Source organism: Pseudomonas sp. B8(2017), from assembly GCF_002113575.1.
Taxonomy (GTDB): Bacteria; Pseudomonadota; Gammaproteobacteria; order Pseudomonadales; family Pseudomonadaceae; genus Aquipseudomonas; species Aquipseudomonas putida_Z.
This window is the reverse complement of sequence record NZ_NEIO01000010.1, coordinates 1-20755: the sequence shown is the minus strand read 5'-3', so window position 1 is coordinate 20755 and position 20755 is coordinate 1. Positions and strand designations below refer to the sequence as shown.

16 protein-coding genes are annotated in these 20755 nt (G+C 62.4%); 12 read left to right on the top strand and 4 right to left on the bottom strand.

Features of this window, described 5'->3' with window-relative positions; genetic code table 11:
* The first annotated feature begins 1 nt into the window (after position 1).
* Genes CAG22_RS15905 through CAG22_RS15900 form a run of 3 tightly spaced genes read left to right on the top strand, consistent with a single transcriptional unit; the run spans position 2 to position 2129 of the window.
* A complete protein-coding gene (locus tag CAG22_RS15905; protein ID WP_256582432.1) occupies positions 2-1129 on the top strand; it encodes an ABC transporter permease in 1128 nt (375 codons plus the stop codon).
* Positions 1126-1275 carry a hypothetical protein gene (locus CAG22_RS28755; protein ID WP_256582431.1) on the top strand — a complete coding sequence of 50 codons (150 nt, stop codon included), beginning with the start codon at positions 1126-1128 and terminating at the stop codon, positions 1273-1275. The genes CAG22_RS15905 and CAG22_RS28755 overlap by 4 nt, the downstream gene beginning before the upstream one ends.
* A gap of 5 nt (positions 1276-1280) precedes the next feature.
* Positions 1281-2129, top strand: coding sequence for an ABC transporter permease (locus tag CAG22_RS15900; RefSeq protein ID WP_085705814.1), 849 nt, complete (start codon positions 1281-1283; stop codon positions 2127-2129).
* Between the two features lie 1020 nt (positions 2130-3149).
* Here the strand turns inward: CAG22_RS15900 and CAG22_RS15890 are convergent.
* Entirely contained in the window at positions 3150-4415 is a 1266-nt protein-coding gene (locus CAG22_RS15890) for an integrase arm-type DNA-binding domain-containing protein (RefSeq protein WP_085705764.1), read from the bottom strand.
* Between the two features lie 153 nt (positions 4416-4568).
* Positions 4569-5483: a LysR family transcriptional regulator gene (locus CAG22_RS15885; RefSeq protein WP_038409468.1), complete on the bottom strand. Its 915-nt coding sequence runs from the start codon at positions 5481-5483 to the stop codon at positions 4569-4571.
* Positions 5484-5689: 206 nt separating this feature from the next.
* Here CAG22_RS15885 and CAG22_RS15880 point away from each other — a divergent pair, with 206 nt between their 5' ends.
* The 3 genes from CAG22_RS15880 to CAG22_RS15870 all read left to right on the top strand — a co-directional run bounded on the left by CAG22_RS15880 (position 5690) and on the right by CAG22_RS15870 (position 9967).
* The gene (locus tag CAG22_RS15880; RefSeq protein ID WP_085705763.1) at positions 5690-6712 is read left to right on the top strand and encodes a zinc-dependent alcohol dehydrogenase family protein; all 1023 of its coding nucleotides are present in this window, start codon (positions 5690-5692) and stop codon (positions 6710-6712) included.
* Between the two features lie 514 nt (positions 6713-7226).
* Positions 7227-8612 (top strand): hypothetical protein, encoded by a 1386-nt coding sequence (locus CAG22_RS15875; RefSeq protein ID WP_085705762.1) that lies wholly within the window; start codon positions 7227-7229, stop codon positions 8610-8612.
* Complete coding sequence (locus CAG22_RS15870) at positions 8612-9967, top strand: aminotransferase class I/II-fold pyridoxal phosphate-dependent enzyme (RefSeq protein ID WP_085705761.1); 1356 nt, start codon at positions 8612-8614, stop codon at positions 9965-9967. The genes CAG22_RS15875 and CAG22_RS15870 overlap by 1 nt, the downstream gene beginning before the upstream one ends.
* 133 nt (positions 9968-10100) lie before the next feature.
* On the opposite strand, the gene CAG22_RS15865 is transcribed toward CAG22_RS15870, so the two are convergent.
* Positions 10101-11411 (bottom strand): MFS transporter, encoded by a 1311-nt coding sequence (locus tag CAG22_RS15865; RefSeq protein ID WP_085705760.1) that lies wholly within the window; start codon positions 11409-11411, stop codon positions 10101-10103.
* A gap of 65 nt (positions 11412-11476) precedes the next feature.
* The gene (locus CAG22_RS15860) at positions 11477-12790 is read right to left on the bottom strand and encodes an L-fuconate dehydratase (RefSeq protein WP_023663021.1); all 1314 of its coding nucleotides are present in this window, start codon (positions 12788-12790) and stop codon (positions 11477-11479) included.
* 101 nt (positions 12791-12891) lie between these two features.
* On the opposite strand from CAG22_RS15860, the gene CAG22_RS15855 reads away from it, so the two are divergent.
* The 6 genes from CAG22_RS15855 (at position 12892) to CAG22_RS15830 (ending at position 20571) form a co-directional block, all read left to right on the top strand.
* Complete coding sequence (locus CAG22_RS15855; RefSeq protein ID WP_085705759.1) at positions 12892-13839, top strand: LysR family transcriptional regulator; 948 nt, start codon at positions 12892-12894, stop codon at positions 13837-13839.
* A gap of 34 nt (positions 13840-13873) precedes the next feature.
* A complete protein-coding gene (locus CAG22_RS15850) occupies positions 13874-14827 on the top strand; it encodes a LysR family transcriptional regulator (protein WP_025339435.1) in 954 nt (317 codons plus the stop codon).
* A gap of 465 nt (positions 14828-15292) precedes the next feature.
* Complete coding sequence (locus tag CAG22_RS15845) at positions 15293-16834, top strand: UxaA family hydrolase (RefSeq protein ID WP_085691862.1); 1542 nt, start codon at positions 15293-15295, stop codon at positions 16832-16834.
* Between the two features lie 34 nt (positions 16835-16868).
* The gene (locus CAG22_RS15840) at positions 16869-17927 is read left to right on the top strand and encodes an Ldh family oxidoreductase (RefSeq protein ID WP_085705758.1); all 1059 of its coding nucleotides are present in this window, start codon (positions 16869-16871) and stop codon (positions 17925-17927) included.
* Positions 17928-17947: 20 nt separating this feature from the next.
* Positions 17948-19165 carry a fumarylacetoacetate hydrolase family protein gene (locus CAG22_RS15835; protein ID WP_085705757.1) on the top strand — a complete coding sequence of 406 codons (1218 nt, stop codon included), beginning with the start codon at positions 17948-17950 and terminating at the stop codon, positions 19163-19165.
* A 98-nt stretch (positions 19166-19263) separates the two neighbouring features.
* Positions 19264-20571 carry an MFS transporter gene (locus tag CAG22_RS15830; RefSeq protein ID WP_170929311.1) on the top strand — a complete coding sequence of 436 codons (1308 nt, stop codon included), beginning with the start codon at positions 19264-19266 and terminating at the stop codon, positions 20569-20571.
* Positions 20572-20755: the final 184 nt, after the last annotated feature.

Below are 20755 nucleotides of genomic sequence, written 5' to 3'. Positions count from 1 at the left end.
CATGAGCAGCTTATATACCGTCACTCCGCCAATTGAAGAAAGCAGCGGCCCTGGCGAGCAGGCGAACCTGAAGGTTCGCCTGCAGAGGGCTGAACGCAGTAACAAAATGCGTTCACTGCTACTCGTCATGCCATTATTGGCTTTTATCCTTGTGTTCTTCCTGTTGCCCATTGGGGATATCCTCGTGCGCAGTGTGCAGAACCCGGCTTTATCCTCTTACATGCCGCAAACGGCCGCCTATCTAAAAGCCTGGGACAATCAAGGCCTGCCAGATGAACAGGTTTTTGCGGCGCTCGGCACCGAGATGCTAAGTCTGGCTGCTCAGCAGGAGCTGGACCGAGTCGGCTCGGACCTCAACCGGGTTCAAAGTGGCTTGAAAAGCCTGTTCAGCAAGACCGCTAGGGTACTGAGCAAATCGCAGCCGGTAGCGGGGCGATACAAGGATGCCTTTATTAGTATTGATGGCCGCTGGGCGAAATTGGAAACCTGGGCACAACTCAAAAGCATGGCGCCGGCCTATTCAGATATACATTATCTGGCGGCACTGGATCTGCAGTACGATGAGCACGGTAAAATTGTCCGTCAATCCGAAAGTCGTCGGATCTATGTGGATGTACTGATCAAGACGTTCACGATGACGTTTGGAATAACCTTGCTGTGCATGGTGCTGGGGTACCCCTTGGCGTACATGTTGGCCACACTGCCAGCCAAAGTGAGCAACGTGCTCATGATTCTTGTATTGTTGCCTTTCTGGACATCGTTGTTAGTGCGGACTACGTCCTGGATGGTGATTCTACAGTCTAATGGAGTGCTCAACAGTGCATTGATAAAGTTGGGCCTTATTGTCCAGCCACTGGACGTCATGTTCAATATGTGGGGCACGGTGATTGCCATGACGCACATCCTACTTCCGTTTATGGTCCTGCCAATGTACAGCGTCATGCGGAGCATCGACACCACATATATTCGAGCAGCCCATTCAATGGGAGCAAGCCCGCTTCGCACCTTCCTGAAAATTTATTTCCCGCTTTCGTTGCCTGGCCTTAGCGCGGGAGGGATTTTGGTGTTTATCCTCGCCATTGGTTATTACATCACGCCCGCACTGGTAGGGGGCGAACCGGCCAGGTGATCAGCAACTTTATTGCCTATCACATGCAAACTTCCCTCAATTGGGGGCTGGCGGCGGCTATTGGCAGCATCCTGTTGGTGGTGGTGCTGTTCTTGTACTGGCTATACGACCGAGTGGTCGGCATCAGCAATATGAAGCTGGGGTGAACGATATGAGTCTTCCAACTTACACGGGTTTACTGGGAAAAAGCTGGTACTACAGCATGCGTACCGTCGGTGTTGTGGTGCTCTTGTATCTGGTGTTACCAGTACTAGTAATCATGCCGCTCTCATTCAACGCGGAGCCATACTTCAGCTTTACCAGTGGCATGTTGCAGCTTGACCCTGCCGCTTTTTCTACCCGTTGGTATCAGGAACTATTCAATGACCCTATGTGGACGCTGTCTTTTCGTAATAGTTTGTTGATTGCGTTCAGCTCCACGGTTATAGCGACCGTTTTGGGGACGGTAGCTGCATTAGGGTTGAGCCGTGCAAACCTGCCTTTCAAGGGCTTACTCATGGGCGCACTAATATCGCCAATGATTGTCCCCGTGATCATTTCATCGGCCGGTATGTATTTCTTCTATAGCAAATTAGGTATTGCCCAGAGTCATCTTGGGGTCATCATCGCCCACGCAGTATTAGGCACGCCCTTCGTCATCATTACGGTCACTGCGACCCTGACCGGATTTGATCATTCCTTGACACGTGCTGCGTCAAGCCTTGGTGCGTCTGCCCCTTATACGTTCATGCGAGTGAGTTTTCCGATCATTCGCCCAGGGATAATTTCGGGCGCGCTGTTTGCCATGGTCACCTCTTTTGATGAGGCCGTTATCGTTCAGTTTCTTGGCGGAGTAGAGCAACGCACAGTTCCACGGCAGATGTGGTCTGGCATGCGTGAGCAGATAAGTCCAACGATTCTTGCTGCTGCGACTCTGCTGATCCTCGGCTCCATCATTATGCTGGTGGCAATTGAAGTATTGCGCAGGCGCTCGCTGAGAATGCGTGGAGTACGAGAGTGAGTTGGTGTTCATGGTGTTCAGGCGATTGTTCTCCTCGTGCGCTGTGGTGGTGGCACTGACAGAACTGTGGAGCCGTACGGGCGTCGGTAGGGCATGGGTACTGCAAACTCAGTGTGCAGCGCCCGCGGGAATAGCTGGCGTGAAAGCGGCTTACTCTCTCGTTCTAGGACCGCTCAGCGTTAGCGGTCCGTAACTGTGGCTTCCATTTCCGGCGCAGTGGGATCATAAAGTCCTATTGGTGCAGAGAGTGCCTACGAGAGCTTGCGGTAGTCTCTGCTCAGCGTCACGGCGGAATTCAGAAGAGGAGAGACAAGTCCGAACTAGACAGTGCTAGCCCAAGCCTTTTACTTGATCAAGGAAAGGAGCTCAAAGTGTCGGAGGCTGGAGAGAAAGGAACGGGTTATCGTGAGAAGTCGGCAGGCCGAGGAGATTCCTTTGACGCGGGATGTAGCTGTTCAGGAAGGTGGTTTTCCGCAGGCCTCGTACGCTACAAGCCCAAATGTTCTAGCCATTGGGCTTTTTTACATGAAGTGAATCGCCGCTAATTACATAGCCGCTTCGGCTGGCTGCAATGGCTAGAATGCAACCCGTCGCTAATGACCGCTTTCGACCCATTGCGGACACCTGTAACCGGGGCCGCTTCGCGGCCCATCGCCGGCAAGCGTACAGCACATGCCTGAAAGCTGGTGATATTCCTGTGGGAGCTGGCTTGCCGGCGATGAGGCCGGTACTTACAACAGAGCTTTGGATCAGTGTCCGCTCTGGGTCGATAGCGGACACGCACCTAGGGCAGATCATGCGTGTATTTGAGAAAGTTCGAATTCCTACGCTACATTCGAACTGGAGTTTATATATTATTGATTTATATGGCTTTGTTGTCAGGGCTTTGGCTGGGGTATCTAAGTTCGAATCCCGAATACTCCGCCATACTCACGAGATTCAGTTTGCTCATCCTGATAAGGCAGTTGTTGTGATCGTGAAGGTGGGGGAGTGCAACTATGATGTGTGCTTTCTTGGTAACTATTCAGACGCATGTTTGGCGTTGTTGCGAAGCCGGTCGAGGTAGTCGGCCCACTGCTGTGCTGCCTCTCGGCGCTGCGGCAGCAATTGCGCGCGGGCATACACGGCACCCAGTGCGCCTGGCATGCGATGCGATAACGACAACTCCAATACAATCGGATCGATACCTAAATGCTCGTGGGCAATGGTGCGGTAGGTGGCGCGAAAGCCATGGGCAGTAATGGCGTATTCCGGCCAGATTCGCTGGTAGGACTTGGCCAGAGAGGTGGCGTCGATGGGGCGGCCAGGATAGATCGGCGAGACGAACACCCAACCGTTGCCGGCCTCATCCACCACCCGGCGTTTGTACAGTTCACGTAGAAGCACGAGTGCCTGCTCAGGCAGCGGTACGATGTGTTTGCTCTTGTCCAGGTGGCGAGTTTTACTGACCACGTAACGCCAGTCGGCGCTGATCAGATCAACATCCTCCCAGCGCATTTTCACCAGTTCGCCCGGGCGCACTGGCAGCATCACCAGCAGGCGCATTGCGGTGGTCACGCTGCTCGCGTCGAGCTCATCCAGGCGCAACAGGAACTGACCCAAGTCGGCCGGTCGTTCGATCGCTGGATTGCTGGTGACCACGTGGCGGATTTTGAGCTCCTCGGTGTTGCTCAGAGCCACGTTACGCTCCACCCAGCCCCTGCCTTCAGCGAAGCCGAGCACGGCGCGAATGATGGTGCGAACGCGCTTGGCCATGGCCATCGTCCGAGCACGGCGCAGCGTACTGATGATCGAAGTGATGTGTTCGAGTCTGATCTCGGTGACAGGCTTTTCGCCGATGGCCGGCAAGATGTGATTTCGCAGTGCACCGCGAAACCCTGCAATGGATTTGCTGACCAAATCCGGAGATTTGAAATTCATCCACTCTTCGGCGACGTAGGCGAATGTGCGCGCCTCGTTGAGCCATTGCGCCTCGATCTTGGCTTTTTTTGCTTTGAGTGGGTCGATGTGATTGGCCACGCTATTGCGCGCTGCCCGGGCGAGCTCACGGGCTTCCTTCAAGCCCACATCCGGATACCTGCCGATCACGAACACGTTTTCCTTGCCACGAAGACGGTACTTCAGTCGCCAGTGCCGGGAGGGTGATTTGCCGGGCTTGAGCGAGGCACGCACCTGTAGATACAGACCCGGTACGTCGCCATCAGCGTACTTGCCTGAAGTGGTCAGCGAACGGATGAAAGCATCGCTCAGCTTTGGGCGGAAAGGAGGCGGTTTTTCGGGGGACATGGTGTGGGGGTATCTTTTTTAATTTTGGCTTGATGTCCCCCCAAGATACCCCCAGTCAAGCTGGAATTGAGTGGATTCTGACGGATGGCCATGGACGAATAATCTTTCTAACTCCATGTATTTAAAGGATTTGTGGCGCTTAGTGGAACTCGGTCAGAGACTATCGGGATCCCCGAAGAACATCTGTATCCGCGACCGCAACCACCGCTCTGCCGGGTCATTGTCCTGCGCCCCGCGCCAGGCCATGTGCAGCTCGAAACTACGCACATCCAGCGGCAGATCCTCGGCCCGCAACCCACCCGCCGCGGTCAACGCATCCGCTGTGTAGTCCGGCACCGTAGCGACAATATCGGTGCCCGCGAGCAAGCTCCCCAGCCCGTTGAACTGCGGCACCGCCAGCACCACGTGGCGCTTGCGGCCAATCTCGTCCAGCGCCTCGTCGATGAACCCCGACAGGTCCCCGGCAAACGACACCAGCGCATGCGGCCGCGCGCAGAAGTCGTCCAGGGTGATGGCGCCGGGCACGCTGTCGGCGCGCAGCAGTTTCGGCATGCTGCGGCGCAGCACCTTGCGCTTGGCGTTGGCTGGCAGTTCGCTGGTGTAGCTGACCCCCACCGAGATCTCGCCCGAGGCCAGCAGCGTCGGCATCAGCAGGTAATTGACCCGGCGCACCACCAGCACGATACCCGGCGCTTCGGCGCGGATACGCTTGAGCAACTGCGGCAGCAGGGCGAATTCGGCGTCGTCCGACAGGCCGATGCGGAACACCGCATTGCTGGTGGCCGGGTCGAATTCGGCAGCGCGGCTGACGGCGGTGGAAATCGAGTCCAGCGCCGGGGACAGCAGGGCGAAGATTTCGTGGGCCCGGGCCGAGGGCTCCATGCTGCGGCCGGTGCGTACGAACAGCGGGTCGTCGAACAGGTTGCGCAGGCGCGACAGGGCCGCGCTGATGGCGGGCTGGCCGAGGAACAGTTTTTCCGCGGCACGGGTCACGCTGCGTTCGTGCATCAGCGTTTCGAACACGATCAGCAGGTTGAGGTCTACGCGACGCAGGTCGTTTCGATTCATCGGTGCGCTTCGCCTAAAGTGGGGCAGAGGTGAATCTTAAGGCCAAAGGCTGGTACCCTGCACGGGTTTAGGGGGACCAATCGCAGGGAAAGTCAGGTGCCCAATCGATGACAAGCATGTCGACTATTAATGACCACTGATGGTCTAACCGGCAAAGCCCGGATAAAGTCCGTGGTAATTAGAGATTCACAAAGGCGAGGTATGCGATGTCCCGCATGATCCGTTTCCACAAGTTCGGCGCTGCCGATGTGCTCCGTTGCGAGGAGCAGGCCGAATCGTCACCTGCTGCCGACGAGGTACAGATCCGCGTCGAGGCGGTTGGCGTCAGCTGGTATGACGTGCTCTGGCGCCAGAACCTGGCACCGTCCCAGGCACGCCTGCCGGCGGGGATCGGCCACGAGATGGCCGGGGTGGTGACCGCGGTCGGCGAAGGGGTCGAGGATATTGCGGTAGGCGACCGGGTTGCCAGCTTCCCGGCCACCAGTGCCAACGACCACCCGGTGTATGGCGATGTCATCGTGCTGCCGCGTACGGCCATTACCCGTTATCCGGATGTGCTCACCCCGATCGAGGCCAGCGTGCACTACACGCCGCTGCTGATCGCCTATTTCGCCTACGTCGACCTGGCCCGGGCGAAAGCCGGGCAGACTGCACTGGTTACCGATGCCAGCCACTGCGCGGGCCCTGCCTTCGTGCAACTGGGCAAGGCCCTGGGGCTGAAGGTGTTCGCCGCCACCAAGGAGCCGGAACAGCGTGAGTACCTGCTGGGCCTGGGCGCCGACAAGGTGATTGTCACTGAAGAGCAGGACCTGTTGCTGCAGGTTGGCAAGTACACCGATGGTCGTGGCGTGGACATGGTCCTCGATGGCATGGGCGGGCCGCAGATGTCGCTGCTGGGCGATGTCCTGGCTCCACGTGGCAGCTTGGTGCTGTATGGCCTGCAAGGCGGCAACCAGACGCCGTTCCCGGCCTGCGCTGCGTTCCAGAAGAACATCCAGTTCCATGTGCATTGCATCGGCAACTTCACCGGCAAGCCTGAGCTGGGCATCAGCCAGGATCAGGTGGCGCTGCAGCGCGCCCTGCGTGATATCAACCAGTTCACTGCCGACCAGTTGCTGACACCGCAGATCATCAAGGTGTACCCGTTTGAGCAGGTGGTCGAGGCGCATCGCCACATGGACCAATGCCCGTGCGGCGGGCGTGTGGTGCTGGACATGGCGCAACGCTGACAGCAGTCTGCATCTATCAGGAAACCCGGGCAGAGTCCCGGGTTTTTTGTGCCCAATACAGACTGGGTTTACGTTAAAAAAAGAAGTTTCCTACAATTAAATACGACACGGACTATCTTTGAACTGATTGCTCCGTGGTTTGCCGAAATATTCCGCCAAGTTTTTTGTCTTGTACTGTTCCTGCCTGGCAGTCAATGTGTTTTCTCACTTCCGCTGAATGGTTTTTTTACCCTGATCTGTATCTTCTATTCGCTTTGCATCCCTCGATAATGGCTCAATGATAGTTTGCGCAAGGAGCGTGGAATGAGCATGGCTATGCCCAGGCCAGGGCGGTGTATGGCAGCGGCGGGGCGTCGCGACGATGCGTTTTTCTCGATGTCATGGCGACAGTGATGGTTACGTCATTACTTCCAATTAGTTGTAGGAAATTTCTTCTGAAAAAGTTCAGGGCATGTTGATGTTCAGGTCCTCTGATCAACGTGCGCTGGCTGCATGAAGTTGATGAGGTGATCTCGTGACTGCTATTCACGACCAGGCAATGCACTATATCTACCAGCAAGTACTCGAGCGCTTGCTCAGTCATATGTCACAAGCGCAGCGTGCTTCCTTGCAATTGCTGATACAACGGCTGCTGGTTGCTGCAGGCGGGCCCGACTACATCGGTACCTGCCGCTTGCTGGTGCTGCAAGGCAACGATCGCCGCAGCGCCCGTCTGCTGGCCATGCTGCGTGCCGCACAACTGAGTATCGCCCTGCGTGCGCCGGTAACCTTCCAGCTGCGGGTGCTGGTGGTGAGCCTGCCCGTGGCTGACAGTAACACGCTCGAATGCCATGAGCGCAGCTTCAATGCGCTGTTCTTGCAGGATGACCCGCGGGTGCAACTGCAAATGATCAAGGGGCGTGAAGTGGTGCCGTTCAGCCGGCATGCGCCTGCCGCGCCCGACAACTGGCTGTTGGCGAGGGAGGCCATGCTGATGTTCGGTCACCTGGTCGACGCCAGGCCCGAAGCGCTGCTGGGGTGTCGCCTGCACCTGGAACTGGCGGCGGCCGTCGGCTTTGCGCTGCAGGCCCATTCACCTGCGGATGTATTTATCACCGCCATCCCTGCGCGCCAGCGCCGCCGGTACCTGGCCTGGGCACGGCGCAGCCTGCGCCTGGCAGGGGAGCGTGGTCCGCATGTGGTGCACCAGTGCCTGGCGACGCTGGCACAGGGGCTGAGCCGCCTGCACGGCAGCACCGGGTTGCCATCGGGTGCCTTGGCGGGGCCGACCTCGGCGAGCGTGCCGCAGGATACGCCGGTGCGGTTGATTGCCATTGACGACCTGCTGCCGCCATTGCTCGAAGAGCAGCAGCTGGACCTCATGCTCGGTTGTCGCTTCGAGGGGAGCCAGGACGCCTGGCCATTGACCGCGTTCGTCGAGCCGTTGGCCCCGGTGCAGCTGCGGGAGCTGCATGCACGCAGTCTCGAGCCGCAGGCCAGTCGCCCGGCATTGCGGCTGGCTGGCCAGCCGGGCGCCAACAAGCGGCGCGACACGCTTCGGCTGCAGTTCGGCAAGGCATATGGCATCAACCAGATCCAACAGGTGTGCCTGCTGTTCAGCCCGTTTGCCAGGCAGGGGAAGAACCTGGAGCGTTTTCTGCAATGCTGGCATGCCGACATGCTGGTGGCGCTGCCATACCTGCATCGGGCCTTGCAGGGTAAACCCTGCCCTGATGCGGTGAAAAACTGGCTGGTGAACACCAGCGGCCTGCCGCTGGGGCAACTCCGGTTGATCTATGGCGGAGGCCTGCCGCTGGCCTCCTGGCGCCTCATGAGCCACCTGGCCCGTCGCGATGTACAGCTGAGGTTGCTGCCACGGCGGGCAGCGGGGCGGCGGCGTGGTCATGCGGGGCCGCCTTGATGGAGCAATCGGGCTCCGGCGAGTTCGCCTATCGCAAGGTCTATCGCTACCTGGAAGCCCTGATCGACCAGGCGCCACACAGTGGCCCGTGCCGATTGCCGTCGTTGCGCGTGTTGGCCCGGCGGTTGCGGGTGTCATTGGCCACCGTGCAGAGTGCCTACAGCCTGCTGGAAGAAGAGGGCCGCGTGCAGTGCCTGCCCAGGTCGGGCTATTACGTACAGGGCGCTGCCAAGGGGGATGCTGCGGCCATGCCCCGGCAGGCACCCCTGCCGGTACAGCCGATGCTGGAGCGCACCCTGTTCACCCACGAGCGGCGCCTGGCCCGTCAGCGCACGCACAGTGTCGCCCCGTGGGACGCGCCCGGCAGCGCCCGCCTGCGCAATGCCATTGCCGAACGCTATACCCGTTCCTCCCACCAGTACTGGCGTGCCGAGGACGTCCAGCTAGCGCCAGATGTGCAGGCGTTGCTGGAGACTTTGCTGGCGGCGCTGGCCCTGCAAGGCGGGACCGTGGTGGTGCACTCGCCCTGTTGCTGGCAGGTGCTGCGTGCGTTGGCCCGTGCCGACATGCGAGTGCTGGAGGTACCACTGGATACCCGCGGCAACCCGGACCTGCGCGCCCTGGCCCGGCTGCTGGCCAGCGAGCCAGTGTGCATGCTGGTCATGCCATCGTGCCTTGGCATGCCGCAGGGGCGGCTGGTTTCACTGCACTATCAGCAGCAGCTTGGCCAGCTGCTTGGCCAGCACCCTGTATGGTTGCTGGAGAACGACCTGGACAGCGAGCACTGTTACAGCGGGCCGCCGAATACGCGCCTGCGCGATTGGGTCGATCCTCGGTGGCTATTGGTGATGGGGGCGTTCGATGCCGCAGTGGGGAGCGAGGCGCCCTATGCCTACCTGCTGGGCCATGATGCCGGCCTGACCAGGGCTTTCGCTGAGCGTGCATTTCGGCTTGCACCGCTTCGCCTGCAAGCGCTGGCGCACATGCTGGGCAAAGGCGAAATCGAGGCGCAACTGGTGCGGCTGCGCACCGACCTGCAAAAGCGCATGCAATGCTTGGCGCGTGAGTTGCAGCTGCAGTTCGGCCAGCGGGTGGTGGTGGAAACGCCGGAGGGTGGCCGGACACTGTGGGTGCGCTTTCGCCAGCCGCTACCGTGGGAGGGTATTGCAGCAGCGCTGGCTGGTTCAGCACTGCATGCCCTGCCGGGCGAGCAGTTCAGCCTGCAGGGTCGCTACCAGCAGTACCTGGCGATGGCGTGGCTGGGTGATCACCCGGGGGAGCTGCAACAGGCGGTAGAGCGCCTGGCCCAGGTGCTGGAACTGCGCTGTGGCCGGCCTGCCGGCGCTACACCTTGAGCCGCCGGGGTTGCGTTGCAACCCATCGCCGGCAAGCCAGCTCCCACGGGTGCAGCGTTGAACTCAAGGTTGTCGCTGTACCTGTGGGAGCCGGCTTGCCGGCGATTAGGCCCTGGCAGGCAAACGCCTCCTGTCAGCGATTCGCTTGCTCCTGCCCTTGCCGCAAGCGGGTACTGACCAGCGCTGCCACCACCAGCAACGCGGCGATGATCCACAAGCCATTGCGGGTACTGCCGGTGGCCTGCTCGATCAGGCCCATCACCGATGGGCCGACGAAACCGCCAAACAGGCCGCAGGTGGTGACAAAGGCCAGCCCTGCCGCCAGGGCGCTGCCACTCAGGCGGCTGGAGGGGAAGACGAAGATGATCGACTGCACCACGAACAGCATCAGGGCTGTCAGCGAAAACCCGATCAGGCCGATGAACGAGTTGGCCAGCGACGCCAGCAGCAGCCCGGCCGCCATGGTCAGCAGGCCGCAGAACAGCAGGGTGCGGCAACGGCTCGGCGAGGTGGCCAGGCGCGGGAAGGTGGCGGCGCCGATGGCGGCGGCAATCCACGGTACGGCGGTCAGCAGGCCGACCTGGAAGGGCGACAGCGCGCCGTAGGTGCCGATGATGCCCGGAAGGAAGAAAATCACCGTGTAGATGGTGATCTGGTGCACGAAGTACACCACGATCGCCAGCCAGATCTGCCGGTCGCGGAACATCTGCCCCAACTTGCTCTGCTGCGGTGCGGCGGCCCGCTCGGCAGCCAGGCGGCGCTCCATGTCCTCGGCTTCGGCGGGCGACAGCCAGGGCGCCGAGGCCGGGCCATCGGGCAGTTTCTTCCATACCACATAGGCCAGGGCCACTGCCGGCAGGCCCTCGAGCACGAACAGCCATTGCCAGCCGTGCCAGCCCAGCACACCGTCCATTTCCAGCAGGGCACCCCCCAGCGGGCCGCTGAGGATGTTGGCCAGGCACACACCCAGCAGGAAGTAACCCGTGGCGCGGGCACGCTGTTCTCGGTCGAACCAGTAGGTCAGGTACAGCATCACGCCGGGGAACAGGCCCGCTTCGGCGACCCCGAGCAACAGGCGCATGACGTAGAACGAGGTTTCGCCCTGGACGAAGGCCATGCCCGCCGAGAGCAGGCCCCAGGTGATCATGATGCGGGTGATCCAGAAGCGTGCGCCCACCCGATGCATGATCAGGTTGCTGGGTACTTCGGCCAGGGCATAGGTGAGGAAGAACAGGCCGGCGCCCAGGCCGTAGGCCGCTGCCGACAGGCCGAGGTCGATGCCCATGCTGGCCTTGGCCAGGGCAATGTTGGTCCGGTCAAGGAAGCTCATCACGTAGACAACGATGAGCAGTGGCATCAATTTGCGCAGCAGCAGGCCGTTCAGGCGCTGTTCGGTGGTGGCGGCAGGGGCGGGCGCCGCTGCAGTACCGGTGAGGATTGTCATTGTTTTTTCCCCGTGGAAAGTGCTGGTGGGGTGCCGCGCAAAGGCGGCGCACCCAGGTAGGTGGGTCAGGAACGGTTGATGTCGAGCCACACCGCGCCGTTGGGGTACTGGTAGCGCTCCAGGGTCTCGGCATGCATTTCAATGCTGTAGCCCGGGCGTTGCGGCGGCATGTAGCGCCCGCGCCGGATCACCACCGGGTCGATGAAATGCTCGTGCAGGTGGTCGACGTACTCCAGCACCCGGTTGTGCAGCGAGGCCGATACCGCGATGTAGTCGAACAGGGCAATGTTCTGCACATATTCGCACAGGCCGACACCGCCGCCGTGCGGGCACACCGGTACGTCGTACTTCGCCGCCATCAGCAGCACGATCAGCACTTCGTTCAGGCCACCCAGGCGGGCCGCGTCCAGTTGGCAGAAGTCCAGCGCGCCGGCCTGGAACATCTGCTTGAACATCACCCGGTTGTGGCAATGTTCACCGGTGGCCACGCCAATCGGCGCAATGCGCTGGCGGATGGTGGCGTGCCCGAGGATGTCGTCCGGGCTGGTCGGCTCTTCGATCCACAGTGGCTCGAAGGCGGCCAGGCGGCGCATGTTGGCGACGGATTCCTCGACGCCCCATACCTGGTTGGCATCCATCATCAGGGTGCGCTCCCAGCCAATTTCGTCGCGCAGGATGCTGGCGCGGCGAATGTCTTCCTCCAGGTCCGCACCGATCTTCTGCTTGATGTGGGTCCAGCCATCTTCCACCGCCTCGCGGGCCAGCTTGCGCATCTTTTCTTCGCTGTAGCCCAGCCAGCCCGGCGCGGTGGTGTAGCCGGGGTAGCCTTCGCGCAGCATCTGCGCTTCGCGCTGGGCCTTGCCCGGGGCCTGGCGGCGCAGCAGGGCGATGGCTTCTTCGGGGGTGAGCACATCGGTGACGTAGCTGAAGTCCAGGCAGCGCACCAGCTGCTCGGGCGTCATGTCGGCCAGCAGCTTCCACACCGGCTTGCCCTCGTGCTTGGCCCACAGGTCCCACACGGCATTGATGATCGCGGCGGTGGCCAGGTGGATCACGCCCTTTTCCGGGCCCAGCCAGCGCAACTGGCTGTCGCTGACGGTGAAGCGGTGCCAGAAACCGCCCATGTCGGCCGTGATTTCCTCCAGGGTGAGGCCGACGATCAGCGGCGCCAGCGACTGCACCGCCGCCGCGCAAATCTCGTTGCCTCGGCCGATGGTGAAGGTCAGGCCGTGGCCTTCCAGGGCCTCGGCGTCGGTGTGCAGCACCACATAGGCCGCCGAATAATCGGGGGCGCTGTTCATGGCGTCGGAGCCGTCCAGCGACAGCGAAGTGGGGAAACGAATGTCGCGAACGCTCAGGTGGGTAATACGTATGCTCATGGTCGGCTCTTGTTCTGTTCAAGCACTGGGAGACCTGACTGTAGGTTGTCGAGCGATACAGGCATAATCGCCAAATCTTAACCAGCGATATCGGATTCGATATGTCTCGCTTGCCTCCCGACAGCGCCCAGGCGCCTGCCAGCCTCGGCGCATTGAAGATCTCCAGCCGGCAGATCACGCTGCTCAACGCCTTGGGCGAGTTCGCTAACCTGCGCCGTGCTGCCGCGGCGATGCACACCACGCAACCGGCAGCGAGCCTGTTGCTGCAACAGCTCGAGGAGCGCCTTGGCGTACGCTTGTTCGAGCGTTTGCCACGGGGCATGCAAGCGACGCTGTATGGCGAAGTGATGATCCGCTATGCGCAGAACGCGCTGCATGAGTTCGAGCACGCCCAGGCGCAGATTGCCGAGCTGGCGCGCGGGGCCCAGGGCCTGGTGCGGGTGGGCAGCGTCATGGGCCCGGTGCCGGGTGTGCTGACCAAGGCGGTACTGGCCTACAAGCGCGACCACCCCAAAGTGCGCATTTCCCTGGAGGTCGGCACCAGCGACACCTTGCTGCCGGCCTTGCTGCGTGGCGACTTCGACATGGTGGTGGGGCGCCTGCCGGACCAGAGCGACAGCCAGGACCTGAACATCGAACTGTTCGAAGGCGGTGAGCAGATGCGTGTTATCGCCCGCGCAGGCCACCCGCTGGCCAATGCCGCCGGGCTGCAACTGGCCGACCTGGTAGCCTTGACCTGGATCCTGCACCCCATCGGCAGCCCGATGCGCCGCCGCGTCGAAAGCGCGTTGCAGGCCGGCGGCATGGTGCAGTCGCTGGATATTGTCGAAACTGCTTCGATCCTGGCTACCACCGCCATGCTCGAAGCCTCCGAAATGATTGCGGTGGTGCCCGATGACGTGGCCAAGCATTATGCCCGCTATGGCATGGTCGCCATCCTGCCGGTGGAATTGCCGCTGGCCATGGCCAACCTGGGCGTGCTGACCCTACGCTCGCGGCCCAACTCGGTTGCCCTGGACACCTTGCTGCACTACCTGCGGGCGCAATAGCCCTGCCTTTTCACTTGCCTGAGGCCCTGCGTCAATGCCGCCGGACATGACCCATTCCAGCTTTTGCAACTGGATACGCTACAAGCACCTGGTGCTGATCGACACCTTGGCGCGCACCCGCAACATGCACGCCACCGCCACGCGCATGAACCTGAGCCAGCCGGCACTGAGCAAGATGTTGCGTGACCTTGAGGAGCAGTTCGGCTTCGCCCTGTTCGAGCGCCTGCCCCGGAGCATGCCACCCACCGAACTGGGCGAATATGTGGTGCGTTATGCCCAAGGCGCGCTGGCCGAGTCGCAGCAGTTCGTCGATCAGGTAAACCGCCTGCGCAACGGCGGGCACGGCTTTATCCGCGTCGGCGGGATCTTTGCCGCCACCGCACTGGTGCTGCCGCAGGCCATCGCCGCGATCAAGGCGCGCAGCCCGTTGCTGTCGATCGAAGTGGTGGAGCATTCCAGCGATCACTTGTTGACCATGCTGGAGCAGAACAAGCTCGACATCATGATTGGCCGCTTCACTGAAGAACGCTTCAGCCAGCTGTTCGACTTCCAGCCCCTGGAGCCGGAACCGTTCAGCCTGGTGGTCAACAGCGAGCACCCGCTCAACCAGCTGGAAAGCACGCCGCTGACAGCGCTGGGCGACTGGCCGTGGGTGCTGTACCCGGTGGGCACGCCGATCCGCAACCGCCTGGAGCAGGCCTTCCGGGTTGCCGGCATCGCCACGCCTGCCGACAGCGTCGAAACCATCTCCATGCCGATGTTCCTGCAATTGCTGCAGGCGGCGCCGATGATCGCCATGTTGCCGCGCTCGATGGTTGCCGCGCAGCTGGCCAGCGGCCAACTGAAGGAACTGCGCAGCCCCCTGCACCTGGCGGCGCTGGAGTACGGCGTGGTTACCCGCAAGGACGAGCCGCTGAGCGCTTCGGCCCGGGCGTTTGTCGAGATTTTGCTGGAGGGCGCGCGGCGCCGTCAGCAGGAGCAGAGATAAAACCCATGGGGCCGCTGCGCAGCCCATCGCAGGCAAGCCAGCTCCCACGGGTGCAGCGTTGCTCTCGAGGTTGTCGCTGTACCTGTGGGAGCGGCCTTGTGTCGCGAAAGGGCCGCAACGCGGCCCCAGGATTGATGCGCAACAGTTGAAATTGCTGGGGCTGCTTTGCGGCCCTTTCGCGACACAAGGCCGCTCCCACAGCGATCGCGCCACTTTGTGGAATTTGAGCAAGACAGCGCATGGCTTGATGCCAATGCAGTCGGTGTGGGAGCGGGCAAGCCCGCGAAGGGCTGCGCAGCGGCCCCAATGGCCCTCAAATGTGATTGATAAACACGCGCTGAGACCGGCTTTTGATAACCCAGGGTTATCGAACGATCGGATCATCTCATTGGGAATGTTGCACAAGGGTTCTTACAGTGGTCGCAGCCATAACAAGAAGCCAGCCGCACCGCCCTGAGAGGTCCCATGCAACTGATTGCCAAGTCCGGTGACCTTGCCGTCATCCGCCTCAACCCGCTGGACAACGTGCTCATCGCCCGCCAGGCCCTGCCGCAAGGCCTGCGCCTGGACGCCGAGGCGATTACCGTGCGCCAGCCGATCCCCTCGGGCCACAAGGTCGCTACCGAGCGTGTGGAGCAGGGCCAGCCCCTGCGCCGTTACGGGCAGATCATCGGTTTTGCCTCGCAGGCCATCGACGCCGGCGATCACGTGCATGTGCACAACGTGCAGATGGGCGATTTCGCCCGTGACTACGCCTTCGGTGTCGACACCCGCAGCCAGCCCGGCCGCGAGGCGCAGTTTCAGGGCATCGTGCGCGCCGATGGCCGGGTCGCCACCCGCAACTACATCGGCATCCTCACCTCGGTGAACTGCTCGGCAACCGTGGCCCGGGCCGTGGCCGACCATTTTCGCCGCGACATCCACCCTGACGTGCTGGCCGATTACCCGAACATCGACGGCGTGGTAGCGCTGACCCACGGCGCCGGCTGTGCGGTGGACCCCAGCGGTGAAGCCTTGGGCCTGTTGCGTCGCACCCTGGCCGGGTACGCCGTACACCCCAATTTCGCTGCCGTGCTGATCATCGGCCTGGGCTGCGAAACCAACCAGATCGAAAGCCTGCTGGAAACCCAGGGCCTGCAGGCCAGCGCCCAGCTGCGCGCCTTCACCATCCAGGGTATCGGCGGCACCAGCAAAACCATCGCTGCCGGTATCAACCAGGTCAAGGCGCTGCTGGCCGAGGCCAACCAGGTGCAGCGCCAGCCGGTCAGTGCGCGGCACCTGGTGGTCGGCCTGCAATGTGGCGGTTCCGATGGCTATTCCGGCATTACCGCCAACCCGGCGTTGGGCAATGCCGTCGACCGCCTGGTGGCCGCCGGTGGCACCGCGATTCTCTCCGAGACCCCGGAAATCTACGGTGCCGAGCACCTGCTGACCCGCCGTGCGGTCAGCCGCGAGGTCGGCGAAAAACTGGTGGCGCGCATCCACTGGTGGGAAGACTACTGCCAGCGCATGAACGCCGAACTGAACAACAACCCCTCGGCCGGCAACAAGGCCGGGGGCCTGACCACCATCCTCGAGAAGTCCCTCGGCGCGGTGGCCAAGGCCGGCTCCAGCAACCTGGTCGATGTGTACCAGTACGCGGAAGCGGTACGCGCCCAGGGCCTGGTGTTCATGGATACCCCCGGTTACGACCCGGTTTCGGCCACCGGCCAGGTGGCTGGCGGGGCCAACCTGATCGCCTTCACCACCGGCCGTGGCTCGGCCTACGGCTGCGCCCCGGCGCCGTCGATCAAGCTGGCCACCAACAACCGGGTGTTCGAGCACCAGGAAGAAGACATGGACGTCAATTGCGGTGGCATCGCCGACGGCTCCACCAGTATCGAGGAGCGCGGCGCGTTCATCTTCGAACAGATGCTGCGCATCGCTTCCGGTGAGCGCAGCAAGAGTGAACTGCACGGCTACGGGCAGAACGAATTCGTGCCCTGGCAGATCGGTGCCGTGACCTGATCGCCAGCCCTGTTCCATTTCCGAGGCAACCGCAATGACTCAAGCCACACATTACAACGTGCAAGCGCTCACCACCTTCGTCGAGCGGCTGTTCGAAAAGGCCGGCGCCGATACCGAAGTCGCCCAGGTAGTGACCCGGGTACTGCTCGAAGGCGAATTGCTGGGCCATCGCACCCATGGCCTGAACCTGGTCAGCCGCTACATCGACGGCATGCTCGGCGGCCAGGTCAAGGCCCGCGCGCAGGCACTGGAGCAGGTGTCGGACAGTGGCATTTCCAGCCTGTTCGATGGCCACTACGTGTTGGGGCCGTACTGCGTCAGCCGTACCCTGGACTGCGCGGCAAAGGGCGCCACTTCGCAGGGTATCGGTATCGCCGTGGTGCGCCGTGCCGCGCATATCGGCTGCCTGGCAGCCTACCTCAAGCCCTACACCGACCAGGGCCTGATGGCCATGCTGTATTCCTCGGACCCATCGGTAGGGCTGGTCTGCGCCCATGGTGGCGTCGACCCGGTGTACACCCCCAACCCGATTGCCGCGGGCATCCCGACCCAGGGCGAGCCGATTCTGCTGGACGTCAGCATGTCCACTGTCACCCTCGGCCTGGTCGGCCAGTGCCGCGATGCCGGCAGCCGCCTGCCGCACCCGGTGCTGGTGAGCAATGACGGGCAACTGAGCGACGACCCGCGCGACTTCTTCACCAGCCCGCAAGGCAGCATCCTGCCCTTGGGTGGCCAGGCTTTTGGCCACAAAGGTTTCGCCCTGGCGCTGCTGGTCGAAGCCCTGACCTCGGGGCTGGCCGGCCATGGCCGCAAGGATGCACCAGACCAGTGGGGTGCCTCGGCCACCGCCGTGGTCATCGACCCGCGTTTCTTCGGCGGCCTGCAAGCGTTCACCGACGAAACCAGCTTCCTCGGCCGGCTGGTCCTGGCCAGCCGGCCACTCGATCCCGAGCGCCCGGTGCGCCTGCCTGGGCAGGCTGGCCTTGCCCTACGCCGCCAGGCCCTGGAGCAGGGCGCAAGCCTTTCGCCACAGCTGGTGGCCGACCTTGACCGCCTGGCCGGGCAGCTGCAACTGCCGGCACTTTCCCAATGAATGACAGTAAGGGTACACAGATGACTGATCGAGCGAACGGCAAGCGACCGCTGCCTCTGAATCACGATGCCAGCGCGTTCGACAGCGGCAGTTGGGTAGGGCGGGTCTGGCTGCCGGAGCAGGGCCCTGCGGTGGTGCTGGTGAAGGCCGGCGCCGTGCACGATATCAGCGCCCATGTAGCCACCGTCTCGGCCCTGCTGGAAGTGGCCGACCCGGTGGCCTACCTGCGCAGCCTGCCGCTGGCCGAGCCGCTGATCGGGCTGCCAGCCTTGCTGGGCAACAGTGACCCGGCCCGGCGCGACCCGCACCAGCCATGGCTGCTGGCACCCATCGACCTGCAGGCGGTGAAGGCTGCTGGGGTGACCTTCGCCACCAGTCTGCTGGAGCGCGTGGTCGAAGAGCAGGCCAAGGGCGACCCGGCCAAGGCCGATGCCATTCGTGACACCCTGGCCAGCCGCATCGGCGCGGACCTGTCGCAGATCGTGCCGGGCTCGGCCCAGGCCGAAGCGCTGCGCAAGGTGCTGGTGGAGCAGGGCCTGTGGTCGCAGTACCTGGAAGTGGGTATTGGCCCGGATGCCGAGGTGTTCACCAAGGCCCAGCCGCTGTCGGCGGTCGGCCACGGCGCCGACATCGGTATCCACCCCAAGTCGAGCTGGAACAACCCCGAGCCTGAAGTGGTGCTGGCGGTGTCGAGTGATGGTCGCATCAAGGGCGCGATGCTCGGCAACGACGTCAACCTGCGCGACTTCGAAGGCCGTAGCGCCTTGCTGCTGTCCAAAGCCAAGGACAACAATGCCTCCACCGCGCTTGGCCCGCTGCTGCGCCTGTTCGACGAAAGCTTCGGCCTGGACGACGTGCGCGCCGCCGAGGTGGACTTGCAGGTGGTGGGCGAAGACGGTTTCATCCTTGCCGGCCGCAGCTCCATGCGCCAGATCAGCCGCGACCCGCAGGACCTGGTGCAGCAAACCCTCAACGAGAACCATCAGTACCCCGACGGCCTGGTGCTGTTCCTCGGTACCTTGTTCGCCCCCAAGCAGGACCGCGACCAACCGGGCAACGGCTTCACCCACAAGCAGGGCGATGTGGTGAGCATCAGCAACCCGCAACTGGGTACCCTGTGCAACCGCGTGACCACCAGCGACCTGGCACCGCAGTGGCACTTTGGCCTGCGTGCGCTGATCGACAGCCTCGGTCGGCGCGGGCTGCTGGACGTTGCAACTACCGCGCGCCAGCCTTGAGCGGCGCGCTGCGTCAGGGAGGGCGCAGCTTGAACGAAGGACCGCCAAGGCGCTGACAGCGCGGCAACAATAATAATAAAGGTCATCACATGAACCCTATGAAGAAGTACCAACGCATCACCGTCGTGTTCCTGCTGTTGATCGGCATCGTCAACTACCTGGACCGTAGTGCACTGTCGATCGCCAACACCTCGATCCAGAAAGACATGATGATCAGCCCGTCGCAGATGGGCATCCTGTTGTCGGCGTTTTCCATTGCCTATGCCTTTGCCCAGCTGCCGATGGGCATGATCATCGACCGCCTGGGCAGCAAGATCGCCCTCGGTGCCTCGCTGCTGGGCTGGTCGGTGGCCCAGGCAGCGTTCGGCATGGTCAACAGCTTTGCCGGCTTCATGGGCCTGCGGGTGCTGCTGGGGATTGGCGAGGCGCCGATGTTCCCGTCGGCGGCCAAGGCCCTGTCGGAGTGGTTCGATGCCAACGAACGCGGCACCCCGACCGGCGTGGTCTGGTCCTCGACCTGCCTCGGCCCGTGCCTGGCGCCACCCTTGCTGACGCTGTTCATGGTCAACTTCGGCTGGCGCGGCATGTTCATCATCACCGGCGTGATCGGCGTGGTGCTGGCGCTGTGCTGGCTGACCTTCTACAAAAGCAAGGCCCGCTACCTGGCGGAGCTTGCTGCCGAGGGCAAGCCGTTGCCGAGTGGGCAGCAGGCGCCGGCAGCCACTGCACAAGCGCCGAAGGCCTCGTACTTCGCCGGCTGGCTCGACCTGTTCAAGCACCGCAGTACCTGGGGTGCGGTGCTGGGCTTCATGGGCGTGATCTACATGCTCTGGCTGCACCTGACCTGGCTGCCTGGCTACTTCGAGCGTGAGCACGGCCTGGACCTGTACAAGACCGCCTGGGTAGTGTCGCTGGCCTATGGCTTTGGCGCAGCGGGCACGATCGTTGCCGGGCGCTTCTGCGACTTGCTGGTGAAGCGCGGCATGAGCGTGCTGGCCAGCCGCAAGTTCAGCGTCATCACCGGCCTGGTGCTGGCGGCGCTGTTCACCCTGCCGCTGTCGTTCGTCACAGGCCTGACCGGTTGCATCATCCTGCTGTGCCTGGCGCTGTTCAGCATCAACATGGCCAGTGCCACTGCCTGGATGATCGTCAACACCATCGTCGACAGCCAGCGCGTGGCCTCGTTTGGCTCGATCCAGAACTTCGGCGGCTACATTGCCGGCTCGGTGGCGCCGATCGTCACCGGCTTCAGCATCCAGTACTCGGGCTCGTTCACCACGGCGTTCATGATCAGTGCGGTGGTGGCGCTGTGTTCGGCGGTGGCTTACTTCCTGCTGCTGCAGGCGCCGATTGGCAGTGCCAAGGTCAAGGCGGCGGAGATGGTCGGGGCGACGGAACAGGGGTGAATTCCGGGGGGCGCTTTGCGCCCCAATCGCGACGCAAGGCCGCTCCCACAGGTATCGCGCTGGTTTCAGCAGCACTGCAATACCTTGTGGGAGATTCTATGGTTGTGGGCAATGCTTTTTGCCCCCTTTGCTCATGTATTCGCCTTGAGTCTTCATCAAGGCGAATGCAATTCTGGCCAGCTTT